The following is a 15,764-nucleotide window of genomic DNA, read 5'->3' as shown; positions in this document are numbered from 1 at the left end:
CCCTTGCCCTGCTTTCAGTGGAATATTTGTCCTATGCGTATAGCAATTATTCCGGGGTGCAAGGGAGTGGCGGCGGGGACTGTTCGCCTGTCGGATAGTGCGGACGGGAACGCCCGTCAGCGGCATCACCGGTCGTCGGCAGCTCTATCCTACGATGACGTTACCCCACATCGTCATTGCGAGCGAAGCGAAGCAACCCAGGGCAGTTTAGTGTTGCCCTGGATTGCTTCGCTTCGCTCGCAATGACGAAGGGTGGGTCATTCGGATCGCATCGTACCCCAGCCTCTCAGCCGAACTTCGGTGAGAACTGCCCCTGTTCGTGCATGTCCAGGGTGATGCGGTAACGGTCCGCGCGGTAGTAGGCGTTGGTGACCAGAACCGTCACGCCGGCCGCGTCCTCCACCATCCGCTCGACGTGGAGCACGGCCGCGCGCGGCTCGCACTGCAGGCGCTCGGCCATTTCGGGGTCGGCGACCATCGCCTCGATCGTCTGCACCGCGCCGCCGATCTTCACCCCGGCATCGCGCAGCAGCGAGAGGATCGGGCGCTCGGTCAGTCGCTCGGGCGTGACCGAGACGCCAAGGCCCGCGCGCATGTGGCTGACGATCAGGCCGAGCGGGCCGTTGCTGGTCGAGCGCAGGCGAACCGCGCGGATGGCCGGCTCCCCTTCGACCAGGCCGAGCTTCTGCGCGGTCGCCTCGGAGGCGGGTTCGGTGACCACTTCCAGAACTTTCACCGCCGTGTTCTGGCCGAAGGCGATCAGCGATTCGACCGCCTGGTCGATGTTGGCCTCGATCGGCTTGCTGGCCGCGCGGAAGATCACATGCGTGCCCAGCCGCCGCCGCCGCTCCACGAAGCCGCCGGTCGCCAGTTCGTCCAGCGCCCGCCGCGCGGTGATGCGCGAGACGTCGTAGTTGTCGGCCAGTTCCATCTCGGTCGGCACCGGCGAGCCGAAAGGCCGGTCGCCGCGGGTGATCTCGTCGCGCAGGGTCAGGTAGATCTGATGGTAAAGCGGGATCGCCGCATCGCGGGCAAGCTGCCCCAACCCGCCTGACCGCGCGATGGAGGGCACCCGTTTTACTGCTGTCATCCCAAGTTCCCTCAATTCGTTTCCCTTCCTAGCGCGCTCGCGCCCGCTTGGCCATCGGCCCCCGGCGTGTGTCCGCCGTGCGAACAGACGCGCAATAGGCAGGCGACGCCGACCGCCCCACCCTTGCTAGATCGGGTTCAATTGTATTATTCATATAGCAATTTCATCGCGGCCACCGAAGCGTCGCAGGCAAAGAAACCGCAGGGGGCACGATCTTGAGCGAAGAACAGGCAATGGGGCAGCAGGCGGCCAATCGACAGGCAGAGGGCCCCGCGCCGCTGGCCGGCATCACCGTGATCGAATTCACCCACATGGTCATGGGGCCCTCGGTGGGCGTGATCCTGGGCGATCTGGGCGCCGACGTCATCAAGGTGGAGCCGCCCGAAGGCGACCGCACCCGCACGCTGCTGGGTTCGGGATCGGGCTACTTCCCGATGTTCAACCGCAACAAGCGCTCGATCTGCCTCGACCTCAAGAACCCCGGGGACGTGGCCCATGCGCAGGCACTGTGCGCCACGGCCGACGTGGTGATCGAGAACTTCCGTCCCGGCACCCTCGCCCGCCTCGGCCTCGGCTACGAGCGGCTCTCGCGGGACAATCCCGGCCTCATCTACTGTTCGGCCAAGGGCTTCCTGAAGGGCCCTTACGAGGAACGCACCGCGCTGGACGAAGTGACGCAGATGATGGGCGGCCTCGCCTACATGACCGGGCCGCCGGGACGCCCCTTGCGCGCGGGCGCCTCGGTGATCGACATCACCGGCGGCATGTTCGGCGTGATCGGCATCCTCGCCGCGCTCGAACAGCGCCACCGCACCGGCAAGGGTGCGGAGATCAAGTGCAGCCTCTACGAGACGACCGCGTTCCTCGTCGGCCAGCACATCGCGCAGAAGGCGGTGACCGGCGCGGCAGCGCGGCCGATGCCGGTGCGCATCTCCGCCTGGGCGATCTACGACGTGTTCGAGACCGCCAGCGAAGGCGAGCAACTTTTCGTCGGCGTCGTCAGCGACGGGCAGTGGAAGACCTTCTGCGCCGACTTCGGCCTGACCATGCTTGCCGAACGCAGCGAGTGGGACACCAACAACGAGCGCGTGAAAGCGCGCGAGGAAATCATGCCCGTAGTCTCCGCCCTGTTCCGCGCGATGCCGCGTGCGGAACTGATCGCGAAGCTGGAGAAGAGCGGGTTGCCCTTCGCCCCGATCGCCAAGCCGGAGGAACTGGTGGAGGACGCGCACCTCAACGCGGGCGGCGGCCTGCTCAACGTGACGCTGGCCGACGGCACCGTGGCGCGCCTGCCCGCGCTGCCGCTGGAGATCGACGGCATGCGCCCCGGCCTGTTCCGCGACCTCCCGCGCCCCGACGAGCACGGCCCGGAGCTTCGAGCGCACTTGGGCGAAAAGCTGGCCGGAAACTGATGGCGCGCACCCTTTTCGAGAAGTTGTGGGACGCGCATCTGGTGCGTGACTTGGGCGGCGGCACCGGCCTTGTCGCCATCGACCGGGTGCTGCTGCACGAGCGGACCGGCGGCATCGCGCTGAAAGCGCTGGAGGAAAGCGGCCGCGCGGTGCGCGATCCTTCCCGCGTGTTCGTGACGATGGACCATGTCGTCGATACCCTGCCCGGGCGCGGCGACCGCACGATCATGCCGACCGGCACCGACTTCATCCTCGCCACGCGCGAGGCGGCGCAGCGCGCGGGGGCGACGCTGTTCGACATCGGCGATCCCCGGCAGGGCATCGTCCACGTCATCTCGCCCGAGAACGCGGTGGTGCTGCCCGGCCTCACGCTCGTCTGCCCGGACAGCCACACCTGCACGCAAGGCGCGTTCGGCGCGCTCGCCTGGGGCATCGGCTCCAGCGAGGCCGAGCATGCGCTCGCCACCGGCACCCTGCGCGTCAACCGGCCCAGGCAGATGCGCGTCACCGTCAGCGGCGATCTTGCGCCCGGCGTCACCGCCAAGGATCTGGCGCTGCACGTCGTCGCCCGGCTCGGCTCGGGCGGAGGGCGTGCCCACGTCATCGAATATGCCGGGCCGACGATCGCCGCGCTGCCGATGGAGGCGCGCATGACGCTGTGCAACATGGCGACCGAACTGGCCGCCTTCACCGCCGTCATCGCGCCGGACGCCAGCACCGCCGCATGGCTCGAAGGCCGCACTTATGCGCCGAAGGGCGACGACTGGCAGGCCGCGCTCGCCGCATGGGCGGACCTCGCCACCGACACCGGCGCCGTGTTCGACCGCGAAGTGTCCATCGACGCCGCCGACGTTGTGCCAATGATAAGCTGGGGCACCGCGCCGCAACAGTCGGTGCCGCTGGCGGGCCGCGTCCCGCAACTGGCCGCCCCGCCCCCCGGCACCGCGCCGACCACGCCCGAAGCCCACGCCCGCGCGCTCGCCTACATGGATCTGGCGGAGGACACCGCGCTTCTCGGCCTGCCGATCGACGCGGCCTTCATCGGCTCGTGCACCAATGCCCGCCTGCCCGACCTGCGCGCCGCCGCCGGGATTCTCGCGGGCCGCAAGGTGGCCGCAGGCGTGCGCGCGATCTGCGTCCCCGGCTCCACCCGCGTCAAGGCCGAGGCCGAGGCCGAAGGGCTCGACAAGGTGTTCCTCGCCGCCGGGTTCGAATGGCGCGAGGCGGGCTGCTCGATGTGCTTCTTCGCGGGAGGCGAGCATTTCGGCGAGGAGGAACGCGTGATCTCCACCACCAACCGCAACTTCGAGAGCCGGCAGGGCCCGCGCACCCGCACCCACCTTGCCTCTCCCGCCACGGTCGCGGCATCGGCCATCGCCGGGCGCATCGCCGATCCGCGCGAACTGGAGGCCCAGTGATGGAACCGCTGCGCACCGTTACCTCGATCGCCGTGCCCCTGATCCGCGACAACGTCGATACCGACGCCATCATCCCCTCGCGCGAGATGAAGTCGGTGTCGAAGACCGGCCTGTCGGTGGGCCTGTTCGCGGGCTGGCGCTATTCCGACGTCGATGCGCGCGTGCCCAACCCGGACTTCGTGCTCAACCGCCCCGAATACGCGGGCGCACGGATCCTGCTCGGCGGCGCCAACTTCGGCAGCGGATCGAGCCGCGAGCATGCCGTCTGGGCGCTGGCCGAATACGGCTTCCGCGTCGTGATCGCGAGCGGGTTCAGCCCGATCTTTCGCGGCAACTGCATCCGCAACGGCGTCCTGCCCATCGTCATGGACCCGGCCCCCTTCGACAAGCCCGGCCTGATGCTGGAGATCGACCTGCCCGCGCAGGAGATCAGAGCCAAAGGCAAGGAACCCGGCGAAGTCTGGCGCTTCGACATTGACGAGGAAGCCAAGCTCATGCTGACCGAGGGGCTCGACCCGATCGCCCTGACCCTGCTCGACCGCCCCGCGATCGACGCCCACGAAAGCACCGACCGCGCCGCCCGTCCCTGGGCGTGGTCGGTCCTGCCCCAAGGAAATGCCGCATGACGACTGAAACGATGCACGTCCCCGTCGTGGTGATCGGCGCGGGCGCCACCGGCCTGTGCGCCGCGCTGGCCGCCTGCGACGCGGGCGCCGAAGTGCTGGTGATCGAGCGCGACGAGACGCCGCTCGGCTCCACCGCGATGTCGACCGGGCTGATCCCCGCCGCCGGCACGCCGGAGCAGGCGCAGCAGGGCCTTGTCGATTCCCCGGAGATCTTCGCCGAGGACATCGCCCGCAAGACCAAGGGCGTGGCCGACCCGGCGATGGCGCTGAACCTCGCACGGCACTCGGCCGAAACGGTGGCGTGGATGCGCGATAGCCACGGTATCCCGCTCGACCTGCTGGACGGCTTCACCTACCCCGGCCACAGCGCGCGGCGCATGTACGGGACGCCCAAGCGCTCGGGCGGCGAACTGATGGGCTGCCTCCAGAGCGCCGCCGAGGACGCGGGCGCGATGCTGGTGACCGACGCGACCGTCACCGATCTGATCGCCGACCAGACCGGCCGCATCACGCTGGTGCGTTTCGAGCGCCCCGACGGCAGCGTCGAGGACGTCACCTGCGACGCGGTGATCCTCGCCTGCTCGGGCTTCGCGGGCAACGCGGGGCTGGTGGCGCGGCACATCCCCGAGATGGCCGAGGCGACCTTCCACGGCCACCCCGGCAACAAGGGCGACGCGCTGCGCTGGGGCGAACAACTGGGCGCGGCCACGGCGGACCTCACCGGCTACCAAGGCCACGGCGGCCTGGCGGCAGGCCACGGCATCCCGATCCTGTGGCCGCTCATCATGCAGGGCGGCTTCCAGGTGAACACGCATGGCCAGCGCTTCAGCAACGAGGCGGCGGGCTATTCGGAGCAGGCCGCCAGGGTCAACGCCCAGCCGGGTCATGTCGCATGGTCGATCTTCGACGAGCGCCTGCACACGTTGATGTGCGAGTTCGAGGACTACCGCGATGCGATCTCCGCCAACGCGGTGGTGCAGGCGCCCGATCTCGAGACGCTCGCCTTCGCCACCCGCCTGCCCGCCGACGCGCTGGCCCGGACGGTGGCCGAGGTCGCCGCGCTGACCCGGGGCGAGGCCGAGGATGCGTTCGGCCGCGATTTCACCGGCAAGCCCGAGCTGGCAGGCCCGTGGTATGCGGCCAAGGTCACCGGCGCGCTGTTCCACACGCAGGGCGGCCTGGTGGTGGACGACGCGGCGCGCGTGCTGCGCCCCGACGGCAGCGCCCTGCCCAACCTGTTCGCGGGCGGCGGCGCGGCGCGCGGGATTTCGGGCGACGGCTCCTACGGCTACCTCGCGGGCAACGGCCTGCTCACCGCGACGACGCTGGGCAAGATCGCCGGGCGCAGCGCCGCCGCGCTGGTGGAGGCGAAGTAGCCGTTACCGGGACCGCCCGAAGAAATTTCTCGCACTGCGAACATTCGCTTGTCCCCGACTGATGTATATGTACTAATATGCATACAAATAGAGTCGTTCGGCTCTCCGGGATTCGCTTTGCAAGGGGTGGGAAAAGGTCATGGCATCACGCGCGGTCATTCCTCTGGGTGAACGGAACGTCCCCGGCATCGCCAATGATATCGAGGAGGACGCCTCCAGCCGGGGCATCCCGATCCGCGCGATCAGCCGCGCGATCAGCGTGTTGCAGGCGATCAACCGATCCGGCTCGCTGAACATGATGGAGATCGCGCAGCAATCGCAGGTGCCCTATCCCACCGCGTGCCGTATCGTGCAGACGCTCCTGCACGAAGGGCTGATCGAGCGGGAGGGAACGCGCAAGCACTACCGCCCGACGCCGCTGGTGCAGACGCTGTCACAGGGGTTCCAGGGTCACGGCGAACTGGTCCACTTCGCGCGCCCGCACATCGCCACGCTGACGCGCGAGATCGGCTGGCCCATCACCCTGTCCACGCATGTCGGCAGTTCGATGGTGCTGCGCGATTCCACGCATTCGCTGACCTCGCTGACCTTCAACGAGTACCATCCCGGCTATGCGATGCCGATCCTCGACTGTGCCGCGGGCCTCGTCCACCTTGCCTTCTGCAGCGCGGAAGAACGCGAGACGGTGCTGACCAGCCTGTCGCGCTTCGGCGATGACGAGATCCGCCATGTTCTGGGCGTGCTGCGCGAAGGGGCGCTGCTCGACGGCGTGCGGGCCAGCGGCTACGCGGCGCGCGGCTACAACCGCTTCACGCTCAATCCGGGCAAGACGTCCTCGATCGCCGTGCCGATCCTGTCGGGCGAGACTGTCCATGGCTGCCTGACGGTGGCGTTCTTCGCGGCCGCGCTGGAAATCCGCGAGGCCGTGCGCGAACTGCAGCCGCGGCTCAAGGCCTGCGCGGCGCAGATCGCGGTGCACATGGAACGTCCGTAGGGATCAAATGGCTCATACGCCTTACGTATGAGTCCGCGCGGCATTCGGAAATCAGTCCGTATTATTTTCACAAGTGTCTGATTTTTATCTATTTAATCTCCGGAAACGCGGATTTCAGAAACGCAGGTCATTTTGCACTATTGTTGCAACAATATGCCAAATTAGTTAGCCTCCTCCCATTCGACCGCATGAGTGGGGACCGGACCGATGGCTACGCGCGCATTCATTCCGCTGGACGACGACCTTTCCGCCGAGACCGACCGCGATTCGGAGCGCGGCATTCCGATCCGCTCCGTCACCCGCGCGGTGGCGGTGCTGCAGGCGATCAATCGCAACGGGTCGCTCAACATGATGCAGGTGGCCCAGGCATCCAACGTGCCGTACCCGACCGCCTGCCGCATCGTGCAGACGCTGATCCACGAAGGGCTGATCGAGCGCGAGCCGCAGCGCAAGTTCTATCGGCCCACGGCGATGGTGCAGACGCTGTCGCACGGCTATCAGGGTGACAGCGCGCTGGTCGACGCGGCGCGCCCGCACATCACCGCGCTGACGGCGAAGATCGGCTGGCCGGTGACGATGACCCAGCCGGTCGGCGCGGCGATGGTACTGCGCGACTCCACGCATTCGCTGACCACGCTGACCTTCAACCAGTATCACCCCGGATACTCGATCCCGATCCTCGCCTGCGCGGCGGGCCTCGTCTACCTCGCCTTCTGCCCGCAACAGGAGCGTGACAAGACCCTGTCGATGCTGGAGCGCTTCGGCGACGAGGATACGCGGCACATGCTGCATCTGGCGCGCGACGGCGGGCTGCTGGCAACGGTCAAGGCCAGCGGCTATGCGGCGCGCGGCTACAACCGCTTCACGCGCAATCCGGGCAAGACCTCCTCGATCGCGGTGCCGATCATCGTCGGCGGTGCCATCGAAGGCGCGCTGACGGTGGCCTTCTTCGCCGCCACGATCGAAATCCGCAAGGCGGTGCGCGATCTGCTCGAACCGCTGCGCGAATGCGCCGCCGCCGTCGGGCGCGAGATGGCCCGCACCCGCGCCGATGCAGAGCCCGCGCGCCCGGCATTGCGGCAGGTTTGAGAGTGCCTGGAAAACGCGGGAAGACCGCAACCAGAGTCATCGCCGGTCTGCTGACCGTCGGCGTCATCGGCACGGCCGCATTCGTCGGCGCCGCGCGCGCCGGCTGGCTGGCGCGCAGCGACGCGGCGGTGCTGGCGCAGTACCGCACCCCGCAGTCGCGCTTCGTGACGGCCGGAGGCGTGCGCATCCACTATCTCGACGAAGGCGCGGGGCCGCCGGTGCTGCTGCTCCACGGCTCCTACCTCGACGTTCACGCCTATGACGGCTGGGCGCGCGAACTGGCCCGCGATCACCGCGTCATCCGGCTCGACCGGCCCGCTTTCGGGCTGACCGGGCACGACCCCTTCCCCGCCGCCGGCTACGAGCGCGAGGCCGACGTCGTCGCCGCTTTCGCCGATGCCCTGGGGATCAGGGGCGCACTGCTGGTCGGCGCGTCGAGCGGGGGCACCACGGCGGCGCGCATCGCGGCACGCCGGCCCGATCTCGTCTCGCGGCTGGTGCTCATCAACTTCCCGCTGGCGCGCCGCTTCATCCAGCCCGAGCGCGCCTATGCCCTGTCGATCTGGCTGCGCGATACGGTGCTGCTGAACTACCAGCCCGCGTGGCTGACGCGCTGGATGCTCAACCAGAACCTCACCGACAACGCCGCCGCCTCGTCCGAAATGGTGCGCCGCCTGACCGCCGAGGCGAACCGTCCCGGCGTGCTGGCCGACCGTCGCCGTCTGGAAGCGGGCGCGCACGGCTACAGCCAGACCAAGCGCGAGGCGGACCTCGCCGCGATCCGCGCGCCGGCGCTGCTGATCTGGGGGCGCGACAACCCGCTGCTTACGGTCAGGAGCGGCCAGGACGCCTTCGCCAAAGTGGGAGCCGCCGACAGGCGCATGGCGGTGCTGGACCATGCCTCGCACATGGTCCCGGTGGAGAAGTCTGCCGAAAGCCTGGCGCTGGTCCGCAAGTTCATGCGCGATACCGGCGGCTAGGCTGCCCGGGCAGGTTCCCACTTCGACGAACGACCGCGAACCGGCATGGTCGATTACCGGATCTGGGGGCAGCGGCCGTCAGTTCCTCCCCGGCACGGGGAGGGGGACCACCCGCAGGGTGGTGGAGGGGCACCCTCGGTTTACATGCCATCGCGCTGATACGCTTCCCAATGCCCCCCGATCGAGGTCTGGCGATCCGCCGCGTGCCCCTCCACCATGCTGCGCATGGTCCCCCTCCCCCAAAGGGGGAGGAACGGAGCGCTTCCGGAAAGTCCACGTTCGGCTGTAGATCGCGCACGACGGACAGCGTCGGCATCGCCCAAGCCGCACACTCATAGCCAAGAAAAACGGGCGGGGATCGCTCCCCGCCCGCCCTCTTGCGCCTCTCCCGTCGGATCAGAAGTCGACGCTGGCCCGCACGCCCACGGTGCGCGGATCGGCCAGCGAGACGATGATGCCGTTCACGCTCCGGGTCGTGCCGGTGGCGCTGTATTCGTTGTACGCGACGCGGGCGACGCTGCTGGGGGTGCGGTCGTCGAACAGGTTCGTGGCGAAGGCCTCCAGCCGGATATTGTCGACCTTGGCGCCCACGCGCAGGTTGACCTTCACGTTCTGCGGAATCCACGCCGCGTTCGCCTCGCTCTCGTAGATCCGGTCGGTGTAGACCGCGTCCACCCGCACGAAGGGCGAGAGGTGATCGGTATAGGCATGCTCCCAGGTCACGCCGAGGCTGGCGGTCTTCTCCGGGTAGTACGGCAGCTGCGTGCCCACCGGGCTGGCATTGCCGGTGATCGCCAGCGCATCGGCGCTGTAGGTGCGGCGGATATCGGTATGCGCGTAGCCGAGCGTACCTTCCACCATCCAGTCGGGGTGCGGCAGGTACAGCAGTTCCATCTCAAGCCCCGCTAGGTCGACCTTGCCGGCGGGCGCGGTGACCTGGATCTGGCTCAGCACCCCCGATGCCTGCGCCGCCTCGTTCGCATAATAGAGGATGGTGCTGGGGATGTGGCGGTTCTTCCACTGCCCGTAATAGGCCGAGGCCATGACCCGCAGCTTGCGGTCGATCAGCCAGCCCTTGTAGCCCGCCTCGTACATGTAGAGCTTGTCTTCCGGCACGACGCCGCTGACGTTCGCCTGCTGGTCGATCTGCGAGCGCACGAACTGCGACTGCGAGTAATAGGCCGAGTTGAACTCACCGGGCCGGTTGCCGACCGAGAACGAGGCATAGACCATGCTGTCCGGGGCCACCTTGTACTGCAGGATCGCGCGCGGGGTGAACGAACGGAAGGTATCCTGGAACACCGGGTTCGTGCCGGAGAAGGTCTTCTGGTACTGCTTGTCCCACTGGTAGCGCGCCTCTCCCGAGACGCTCAGCGCATCGGTGATGTCCCAGTTGACCGAGCCGAACAGGCCGATCGTCTCGGTGTTGTTGAGCGTGCGCGGGGTCACCACGCCGTAGCCCGCACCGGTGTAGGACGTGGTGATGACGTCGTAGTCCTGGTTCAGGTAATTGAGGCCGATGGTCGCCCGGATCGGCTTCGACCGGGGCGTGGACAGGCGCACTTCGCCGTAATAGCTCTCGTCGCGCGGGCCGCCCTGGATGAGGTTGTAGGCGTAAGGCAGGTTCGCCGCGCCGATGCTGGGAATGTCACGCGTGTCGTAGCCGAACAGCGTCTGCATGAAGTTCCACTTGTTGACGTCGTAGGACGCCAGCGCGCTGACGTTCCAGGTGCCGATGTCCCAGTCCATGCTCACGCGCGCCTGCGCCGCTTCGCGGTGAAGGCCCAGGTGATCGATGAAATTCGGGCCGAACAGCTGCGAGCCGTTCTGCAGCGCCGCAAAGGCGGTGGGGTTGAGATCCTGAATCCAGGTCACCGTATCCTTGGGATAGCCGGTCAGCTTGCCGCAAGTGTAGTTGAGCGACCCGGCAGCCGCCGCGCCGCCGTTGCAGTTCCAGGTCGACTGGTTGTAGCGCGCGTTGGCGGGCAGCCCGTCGTCGTCGTCCCAGTAGACGCCGAAGGCCTTGAAGTGCAGGTCCGGCGTCGGGTCGAAGCGCAGGGTGCCGCTGATCGACTTGGTGTCGCGCTCGCCCAGCCGCTCGCCGGGGTAGTTGACGTCCTTGTAGGCGCCGTCGGTGTGGTAGACGTGGCCGCCGAGGCGGAAGGCCAGCACGTCGCTCACGATCGGCCCCTCGATGCTGCCCTTCAGGTCGTACGTGCCGAAGCTGGCATAGCTGGCGTCCAGCTTGCCGCCCCAGTCGTAGGCGGGCGGGCGGGTGACGAGGTTGATCGCGCCCGCGAACGTCGCGCGGCCGAAGAAGGCGCTCTGCGGGCCCTTGACCACTTCGATGCGCTCGATGTCGGAGACGCCCTCGAAGTTGCCGCCCGGAACCGGCGCGCCGTCGACGAACAGCGTCACGCTCTGGCGCGAGGACGAGGCGCTGCCGGGCACGACGCCGCGGATGATGTACTGCTTGTAGCCGCGGTCGTTGCGACCCACCGACTGGTTCTGGTTGCGCAGGCCCGGGGTGAACGCGGCGACGTCGCTCATGTCCTTGATGTCGCGCGCCTGCAGCGCATCGGCGGTGAGCGCGGTGATCGCGATCGGAACCTCGGTGATGCTCTCGTTGGTCTTGCGCGCGGTGACGACGATGTCGCCTGCGGGGTTGCTCTCCGCCTGCGGGGCTTGCGCGTCCTGGGCCTGTGCGGTGCCCAGCGGAAACAGCAGCGCGCTCGACAGCAGCAGCGCGGTGCGGGACAGCGTGATGGATCGTCTCATATAGATTTCCCCCCTTGCCTGGTAAGCGCCGCGCGCCCCCCTGTCGGGGTCGCCGCACCGGGCCTCTGTCGGCCCACGGTCATGGATAAGGAGCAGGCTCTCCCGAGCGCCGCCTGAGAACCACCTCGCAATGCGCGCTGTTCACGTGATGGAGAGTGAGGGGAACAAGGCCACCGCCAGACAGGGGAAAATCCACTTTATTCAATTGATTTATATGCATTAATTCTGTGCCGGAGGTTTTTGTCTTGAATCCGGCACATACGTTTTGCGTATGACGTTCGCGACACTTCGACATTGCCATCGGTGCGATGTTGCAACAGGGTGAAGGACGCGTGATCCTCCCCGACACGGGGAGGGGGACCACCCGCAGGGTGGTGGAGGGGCACGCGCAAGATTGCGTGTCCTCTCGCCCATACTCTCGAAGAAAGCGCGCCGATCAGGGTCGGATAAGCCGCCTGTGCCCCTCCACCATGCTGCGCATGGTCCCCCTCCCCCGCAGGGGGAGGATCGGACACCCCCGGCCCTCAGTCCGCCAGCAGGCCTGCGTGCCGTTCCATCCCTGCGCGCACTTGCGCGGCGAACCAGTCCAGCCCCCGGAACCGCAGCGAGGCGCGGCCCACCGAGTTGACGTTGCGGGCGATCCCCGCCGCCAGTTGGAACGTCTTCACGAACACGAAGAAATCGAGCATCCGGTGCTCGTCCTCGGTCATCGGCCGCACTGCGTCGTAACCGCGCACGAAGGCCGCGCCGAGGTCGGCCGGGAAGCCGTAGAAATCGCTGCCGAACACGTAGTTGGCGATGTCCTTGAGCAGGTAGCCGTTGCCGCAGCCGTCGAAGTCCAGCACCGTGATCCGGCCCGCAGCATCGACATGCGCGTTGCTGGGGTGCAGGTCGCCGTGGCAGGCGCCTTGTGGCAGGTCGAAGCGATCGAACCGGTCGATCGCGGCCTGCACTTTCGGGGCGAAGCGGGCGTAGTCCTCGCCCTCTCCGGCACGGTCGGCGACGAGGTCGAGCAGGCTGGGCAGATCGCGCAGCAGGTTGCCGCGCCCGAGGTCGATGGGATGCGCAGGCACGTAGTCGCGCCCCAGCACATGCATGCGCGCCAGCAGGCGGCCGACTTCCGCCGCGACTTCGGGGGTGTGGTTGTCGAACACCTTCACCCCCGGCGCCCATTCGTAGAGCGCCACCGCGCGCAGCGCCTCGGGCGCCTGCAGCGTGAAGTACCAGCCGCCATCGCGCAGCGGCACCGGGAACGAGGCGGGAAAATCCTTGCCCCGCAGGAAGTTGAGGAACGCCAGTTCGTTCTCGACTTCGTCCATCCCGCGCCAGGTGCCGCGCCAGACGCGCAGCGCCCAGCGCTGCCCGCCTGCGGTGACGACATAGACGTCGTTCATGCCCCGGAACAGCAGCGAGGCGCGGACCTCGCCCGGCAGGTCGTAGCGCGCCGCGACCTCGCGGGCGAGGGCATGGGCATCGAGCACCGAATGGGCGACGAGGCCCGATGCTGCGGTCTCGGGGCGCTCCTGCGTGGCGGTCAGCATGGTATCGTGTCTCCGTTCAGGAATGCCGCGAGGGCGGCGGCGTAGCCGCCGAGCCCGCCGACCGGCGCGCAAGTGCGCCCCTGCGGCATGAGCGCGGCGATGGTGGCGGCGGCTTCGTTGAGTTTGGGCGGCCCCCACTCCGGCTGCATCAGCAGCGCGGGCGCCTGCACTTTTGCTGCGCGCGCGTGCGAGGGGTAGGCGAAGGCCGCAAGGTAGGGGATGTGGTAGGTATCGAGCGCTCTCAGGATATCGAGCGCGCCTTCGTGCAGCACCTCGGGCGGCGGCACGTCCTTGGCCAGCCGGTACGCCGCCTCGCGCCGGAAATAGGGCGCGAAGAGGTGCTGGTCGCGCACGAAGTGAAAGCCCCAGACCATCTGGCGGCCGTATTCGTCCGGCGCGACGCGGGGCACGTAGCTGTCGGTGTAGAGCGCCTGCGTCGCGGCGTCGTACTCGGTGATGCCGCTCATGACGAGGGCGCCGACGCGCTCCGGGCGGGATGCGGCGATCTCGCAGGCGATGCGCGCGCCGGTGTGCGATCCGTAGAGGTCGAACACCTCCAGCCCCAGCGCATCGGCCATGCGCACGGTGGCATCGGCGAAGTAGGCGATGTCTGCGTCGGTACGCGCAGGGGCTGCGGAATCGCCGTTGCCCAGCGTATCGGGCGCGATGATCGCGCCGCCGTGGCCGCCCGCGCGCAGCGCCCGCATCAGCGGCTCCATGCTGCGCGAAGAGGCGGGCGACAAGTGCAGCATGACCAGCGGCCGGACATGCTCCGCACCCGGCAGCGCGGACAGGATGCGGTAATGCACCTGCCCTTCCGCGATGCGCACGAAACCCCTGTCCACCGCGGAAACGCCTGTGTCCATCACTTGCGCGCGGAGATCATGAACCACGACCGGAACGGGCCGGAGGATTCGCCCGAGAATCCGCCGCCCGCGCCGCGTTTCGGCTGCGGTGCGGCAAGCTGATAGCCAACGGTGGGCTCGGCGAACCCGGCCTCTCGCGCGACTTCGGCGAAGTCCATGTTCTGCATGCCGCGCCAGAACGGCTCGTTGTTGTAGAGCGCCTCGAAATCGCCCTGGATATTGCCCCAGACGCCGAGTTCGTCAGTGCGGCCGGGCACTTCGTTGTGGATCATCACCCCGCCCGGACGCAGCAGGCGGTGGCATTCGCGGAAGATGGCGCGCGCCGCAGCATTGGACGTCTCGTGCAGCAGCACGCAGGAGTAGACGACATCGAAGCTTGCGTCCTCGAACGGGGTCTTCTCGGCATCGGCCTGGACGAAGTGGACCCGCTCGCCGAGATGTTCGGCGCGGGCATGGGCATAGCGCAGCATCGCGCCGCCGACATCCACCGCGACCACTTCGGCGTCGGGGAAATGGCTGGCGACGGCAACCGTGCTGGCCCCCACCGCGCAGCCCAGATCGAGGATGCGCTTCGGCTCCAGATCGGGGTAAAGCTCCCACAGATGCTGCACCGTGGTGTGGCCGCGCACGTCGTTCATCAGCCCGCCGTTGCGGCCCAGCATGTAGACCGCGCCGCCCCGGTCGATCAGCGCGCCCTGCCGCACGTCGCCCTGCCCCTGGTCGTGGTGATAGCCCCCCGGCATCAGGTGGACGTCGAGCGCGGCGATATAGGGCGGCGGGGTGAAATCGGGGTCGAGCGTGACCGATCCCTTCGGCTCGGCGATGCGCGCGCGCGTCTGCAGCGTGTCGATCTGCCGGTCGATCGAGCGGCCGACCGCATCCCACATCATCTCCTGCGACAGCCGGCGATAGCCGATCCAGCTGCGGAACACCTCGGTATCCATCAGCTGGCGGCGCACTTCGGACATGCGTTCGGTGCCCGCGACCTCGGAGACATTCTGAGCCACACCGCGCATCTGGGCGCCGACGCCCTCGCCCAGCCAGACCTTGAAGTCGCGGACGAAGAGCTGCTCGGCGTGTTCGTCGTGCGTCGTTTCGGGCATCATCGGATGGCTCATAACAATTGCTCCTTGGCGAGGATGGCATCGGCGAGGCGGGTGCGTTCCGCGCCCTGCGCATCCTCGCGGGTCTGTTCGAGGGCGCGCTCGGCGTCGGCCTTGAAGGGGTGCATGACGACGTCGATCATCCGCTTGCGGACGGCGCCCCGCTCGGCCTCGGCGGCTCCTACGGCGCGGTAGGCATCGAGCGCGGCGCGGTCGAGCCAGCCGGCCGCCTCGCCCATGCGCTCCACGGTGTCGAGGCGTTCGCGGGTGATCGCGAGTTCCTGCAGGAGCGCGACGGTCATCGCGGTGAGCCGGGCGATCTCGGGCGTCTCCCCGGGAATGGCACGGCGCGGCTGGGCATGATAGCGGGCAGGGCTGTACGTCATGGCGACAATCTGGAGCCTCGCCGCCGCCCGGCCAATCCCGAAGCCATGCCGCCTGTCATGCATGAAGCGTATGACCTCGCGGTGCCGACGTAGCTAGTCGCGCGG

General features: G+C 68.2%; 13 protein-coding genes. 7 read left to right on the top strand and 6 right to left on the bottom strand.

The features are described 5' to 3' along the window. Positions 1-286: 286 nt before the first annotated feature. Positions 287-1,090 carry a GntR family transcriptional regulator gene (locus tag V2S85_RS20215; RefSeq protein ID WP_330704620.1) on the bottom strand — a complete coding sequence of 268 codons (804 nt, stop codon included), beginning with the start codon at positions 1,088-1,090 and terminating at the stop codon, positions 287-289. Positions 1,091-1,305: 215 nt separating this feature from the next. Between V2S85_RS20215 and V2S85_RS20210 the strand changes: the two genes are divergently transcribed. The 7 genes from V2S85_RS20210 to V2S85_RS20180 all read left to right on the top strand — a co-directional run bounded on the left by V2S85_RS20210 (position 1,306) and on the right by V2S85_RS20180 (position 8,985). Continuing rightward, positions 1,306-2,502, top strand: a complete 1,197-nt coding sequence (locus V2S85_RS20210) for a CaiB/BaiF CoA-transferase family protein (RefSeq protein WP_330704619.1) — start codon at positions 1,306-1,308, stop codon at positions 2,500-2,502. Then, the gene (locus tag V2S85_RS20205; RefSeq protein WP_330704618.1) at positions 2,502-3,920 is read left to right on the top strand and encodes a 3-isopropylmalate dehydratase large subunit; all 1,419 of its coding nucleotides are present in this window, start codon (positions 2,502-2,504) and stop codon (positions 3,918-3,920) included. Before V2S85_RS20210 ends, V2S85_RS20205 begins: the two co-directional genes overlap by 1 nt. Beyond that, positions 3,920-4,546 carry a 3-isopropylmalate dehydratase small subunit gene (gene leuD, locus V2S85_RS20200; RefSeq protein WP_330704617.1) on the top strand — a complete coding sequence of 209 codons (627 nt, stop codon included), beginning with the start codon at positions 3,920-3,922 and terminating at the stop codon, positions 4,544-4,546. The genes V2S85_RS20205 and leuD overlap by 1 nt, the downstream gene beginning before the upstream one ends. Further along, positions 4,543-5,922 (top strand): FAD-dependent oxidoreductase, encoded by a 1,380-nt coding sequence (locus tag V2S85_RS20195; RefSeq protein ID WP_330704616.1) that lies wholly within the window; start codon positions 4,543-4,545, stop codon positions 5,920-5,922. Before leuD ends, V2S85_RS20195 begins: the two co-directional genes overlap by 4 nt. Before the next feature lie 139 nt (positions 5,923-6,061). Beyond that, positions 6,062-6,916 carry a helix-turn-helix domain-containing protein gene (locus tag V2S85_RS20190; protein ID WP_330704615.1) on the top strand — a complete coding sequence of 285 codons (855 nt, stop codon included), beginning with the start codon at positions 6,062-6,064 and terminating at the stop codon, positions 6,914-6,916. A 207-nt stretch (positions 6,917-7,123) separates the two neighbouring features. Further along, the gene (locus V2S85_RS20185) at positions 7,124-8,005 is read left to right on the top strand and encodes a helix-turn-helix domain-containing protein (RefSeq protein WP_330704614.1); all 882 of its coding nucleotides are present in this window, start codon (positions 7,124-7,126) and stop codon (positions 8,003-8,005) included. 2 nt (positions 8,006-8,007) lie between these two features. Next, positions 8,008-8,985 carry an alpha/beta hydrolase gene (locus V2S85_RS20180; RefSeq protein ID WP_330704613.1) on the top strand — a complete coding sequence of 326 codons (978 nt, stop codon included), beginning with the start codon at positions 8,008-8,010 and terminating at the stop codon, positions 8,983-8,985. 396 nt (positions 8,986-9,381) lie between these two features. On the opposite strand, the gene V2S85_RS20175 is transcribed toward V2S85_RS20180, so the two are convergent. The 5 genes from V2S85_RS20175 to V2S85_RS20155 form a co-directional block, all read right to left on the bottom strand. Continuing rightward, positions 9,382-11,763, bottom strand: coding sequence for a TonB-dependent receptor (locus V2S85_RS20175; RefSeq protein WP_330704612.1), 2,382 nt, complete (start codon positions 11,761-11,763; stop codon positions 9,382-9,384). A gap of 524 nt (positions 11,764-12,287) precedes the next feature. Beyond that, a complete protein-coding gene (locus V2S85_RS20170; RefSeq protein WP_330704611.1) occupies positions 12,288-13,304 on the bottom strand; it encodes a phosphotransferase enzyme family protein in 1,017 nt (338 codons plus the stop codon). Continuing rightward, the gene (locus tag V2S85_RS20165; protein ID WP_330704610.1) at positions 13,298-14,149 is read right to left on the bottom strand and encodes an alpha/beta hydrolase; all 852 of its coding nucleotides are present in this window, start codon (positions 14,147-14,149) and stop codon (positions 13,298-13,300) included. Before V2S85_RS20165 ends, V2S85_RS20170 begins: the two co-directional genes overlap by 7 nt. A gap of 20 nt (positions 14,150-14,169) precedes the next feature. Continuing rightward, positions 14,170-15,288: a class I SAM-dependent methyltransferase gene (locus tag V2S85_RS20160; protein WP_330704609.1), complete on the bottom strand. Its 1,119-nt coding sequence runs from the start codon at positions 15,286-15,288 to the stop codon at positions 14,170-14,172. Next, positions 15,285-15,659, bottom strand: coding sequence for a hypothetical protein (locus V2S85_RS20155; RefSeq protein WP_330704608.1), 375 nt, complete (start codon positions 15,657-15,659; stop codon positions 15,285-15,287). The genes V2S85_RS20160 and V2S85_RS20155 overlap by 4 nt, the downstream gene beginning before the upstream one ends. Between the last annotated feature and the right edge of the window lie 105 nt (positions 15,660-15,764).

The sequence above is a fragment of the Novosphingobium resinovorum genome (assembly GCF_036352595.1).
GTDB classification, from domain to species: Bacteria; Pseudomonadota; Alphaproteobacteria; order Sphingomonadales; family Sphingomonadaceae; genus Novosphingobium; species Novosphingobium resinovorum_B.
The sequence above is the reverse complement of the archived record's forward strand: the minus strand, read 5'-3'. Positions and strand labels throughout refer to the sequence as shown.

Excerpts from the sequence above, each read along its gene's own strand:
- V2S85_RS20215 (WP_330704620.1), bottom strand. The coding sequence starts at position 1,090 with ATGACAGCAGTAAAACGGGTGCCCTCCATCGCGCGGTCAGGCGGGTTG.
- V2S85_RS20205 (WP_330704618.1), top strand. The coding sequence starts at position 2,502 with ATGGCGCGCACCCTTTTCGAGAAGTTGTGGGACGCGCATCTGGTGCGT.
- leuD (WP_330704617.1), top strand. The coding sequence starts at position 3,920 with ATGGAACCGCTGCGCACCGTTACCTCGATCGCCGTGCCCCTGATCCGC.
- V2S85_RS20195 (WP_330704616.1), top strand. The coding sequence starts at position 4,543 with ATGACGACTGAAACGATGCACGTCCCCGTCGTGGTGATCGGCGCGGGC.
- V2S85_RS20190 (WP_330704615.1), top strand. The coding sequence starts at position 6,062 with ATGGCATCACGCGCGGTCATTCCTCTGGGTGAACGGAACGTCCCCGGC.
- V2S85_RS20185 (WP_330704614.1), top strand. The coding sequence starts at position 7,124 with ATGGCTACGCGCGCATTCATTCCGCTGGACGACGACCTTTCCGCCGAG.
- V2S85_RS20175 (WP_330704612.1), bottom strand. The coding sequence starts at position 11,763 with ATGAGACGATCCATCACGCTGTCCCGCACCGCGCTGCTGCTGTCGAGC.
- V2S85_RS20170 (WP_330704611.1), bottom strand. The coding sequence starts at position 13,304 with ATGCTGACCGCCACGCAGGAGCGCCCCGAGACCGCAGCATCGGGCCTC.
- V2S85_RS20160 (WP_330704609.1), bottom strand. The coding sequence starts at position 15,288 with ATGAGCCATCCGATGATGCCCGAAACGACGCACGACGAACACGCCGAG.
- V2S85_RS20155 (WP_330704608.1), bottom strand. The coding sequence starts at position 15,659 with ATGACGTACAGCCCTGCCCGCTATCATGCCCAGCCGCGCCGTGCCATT.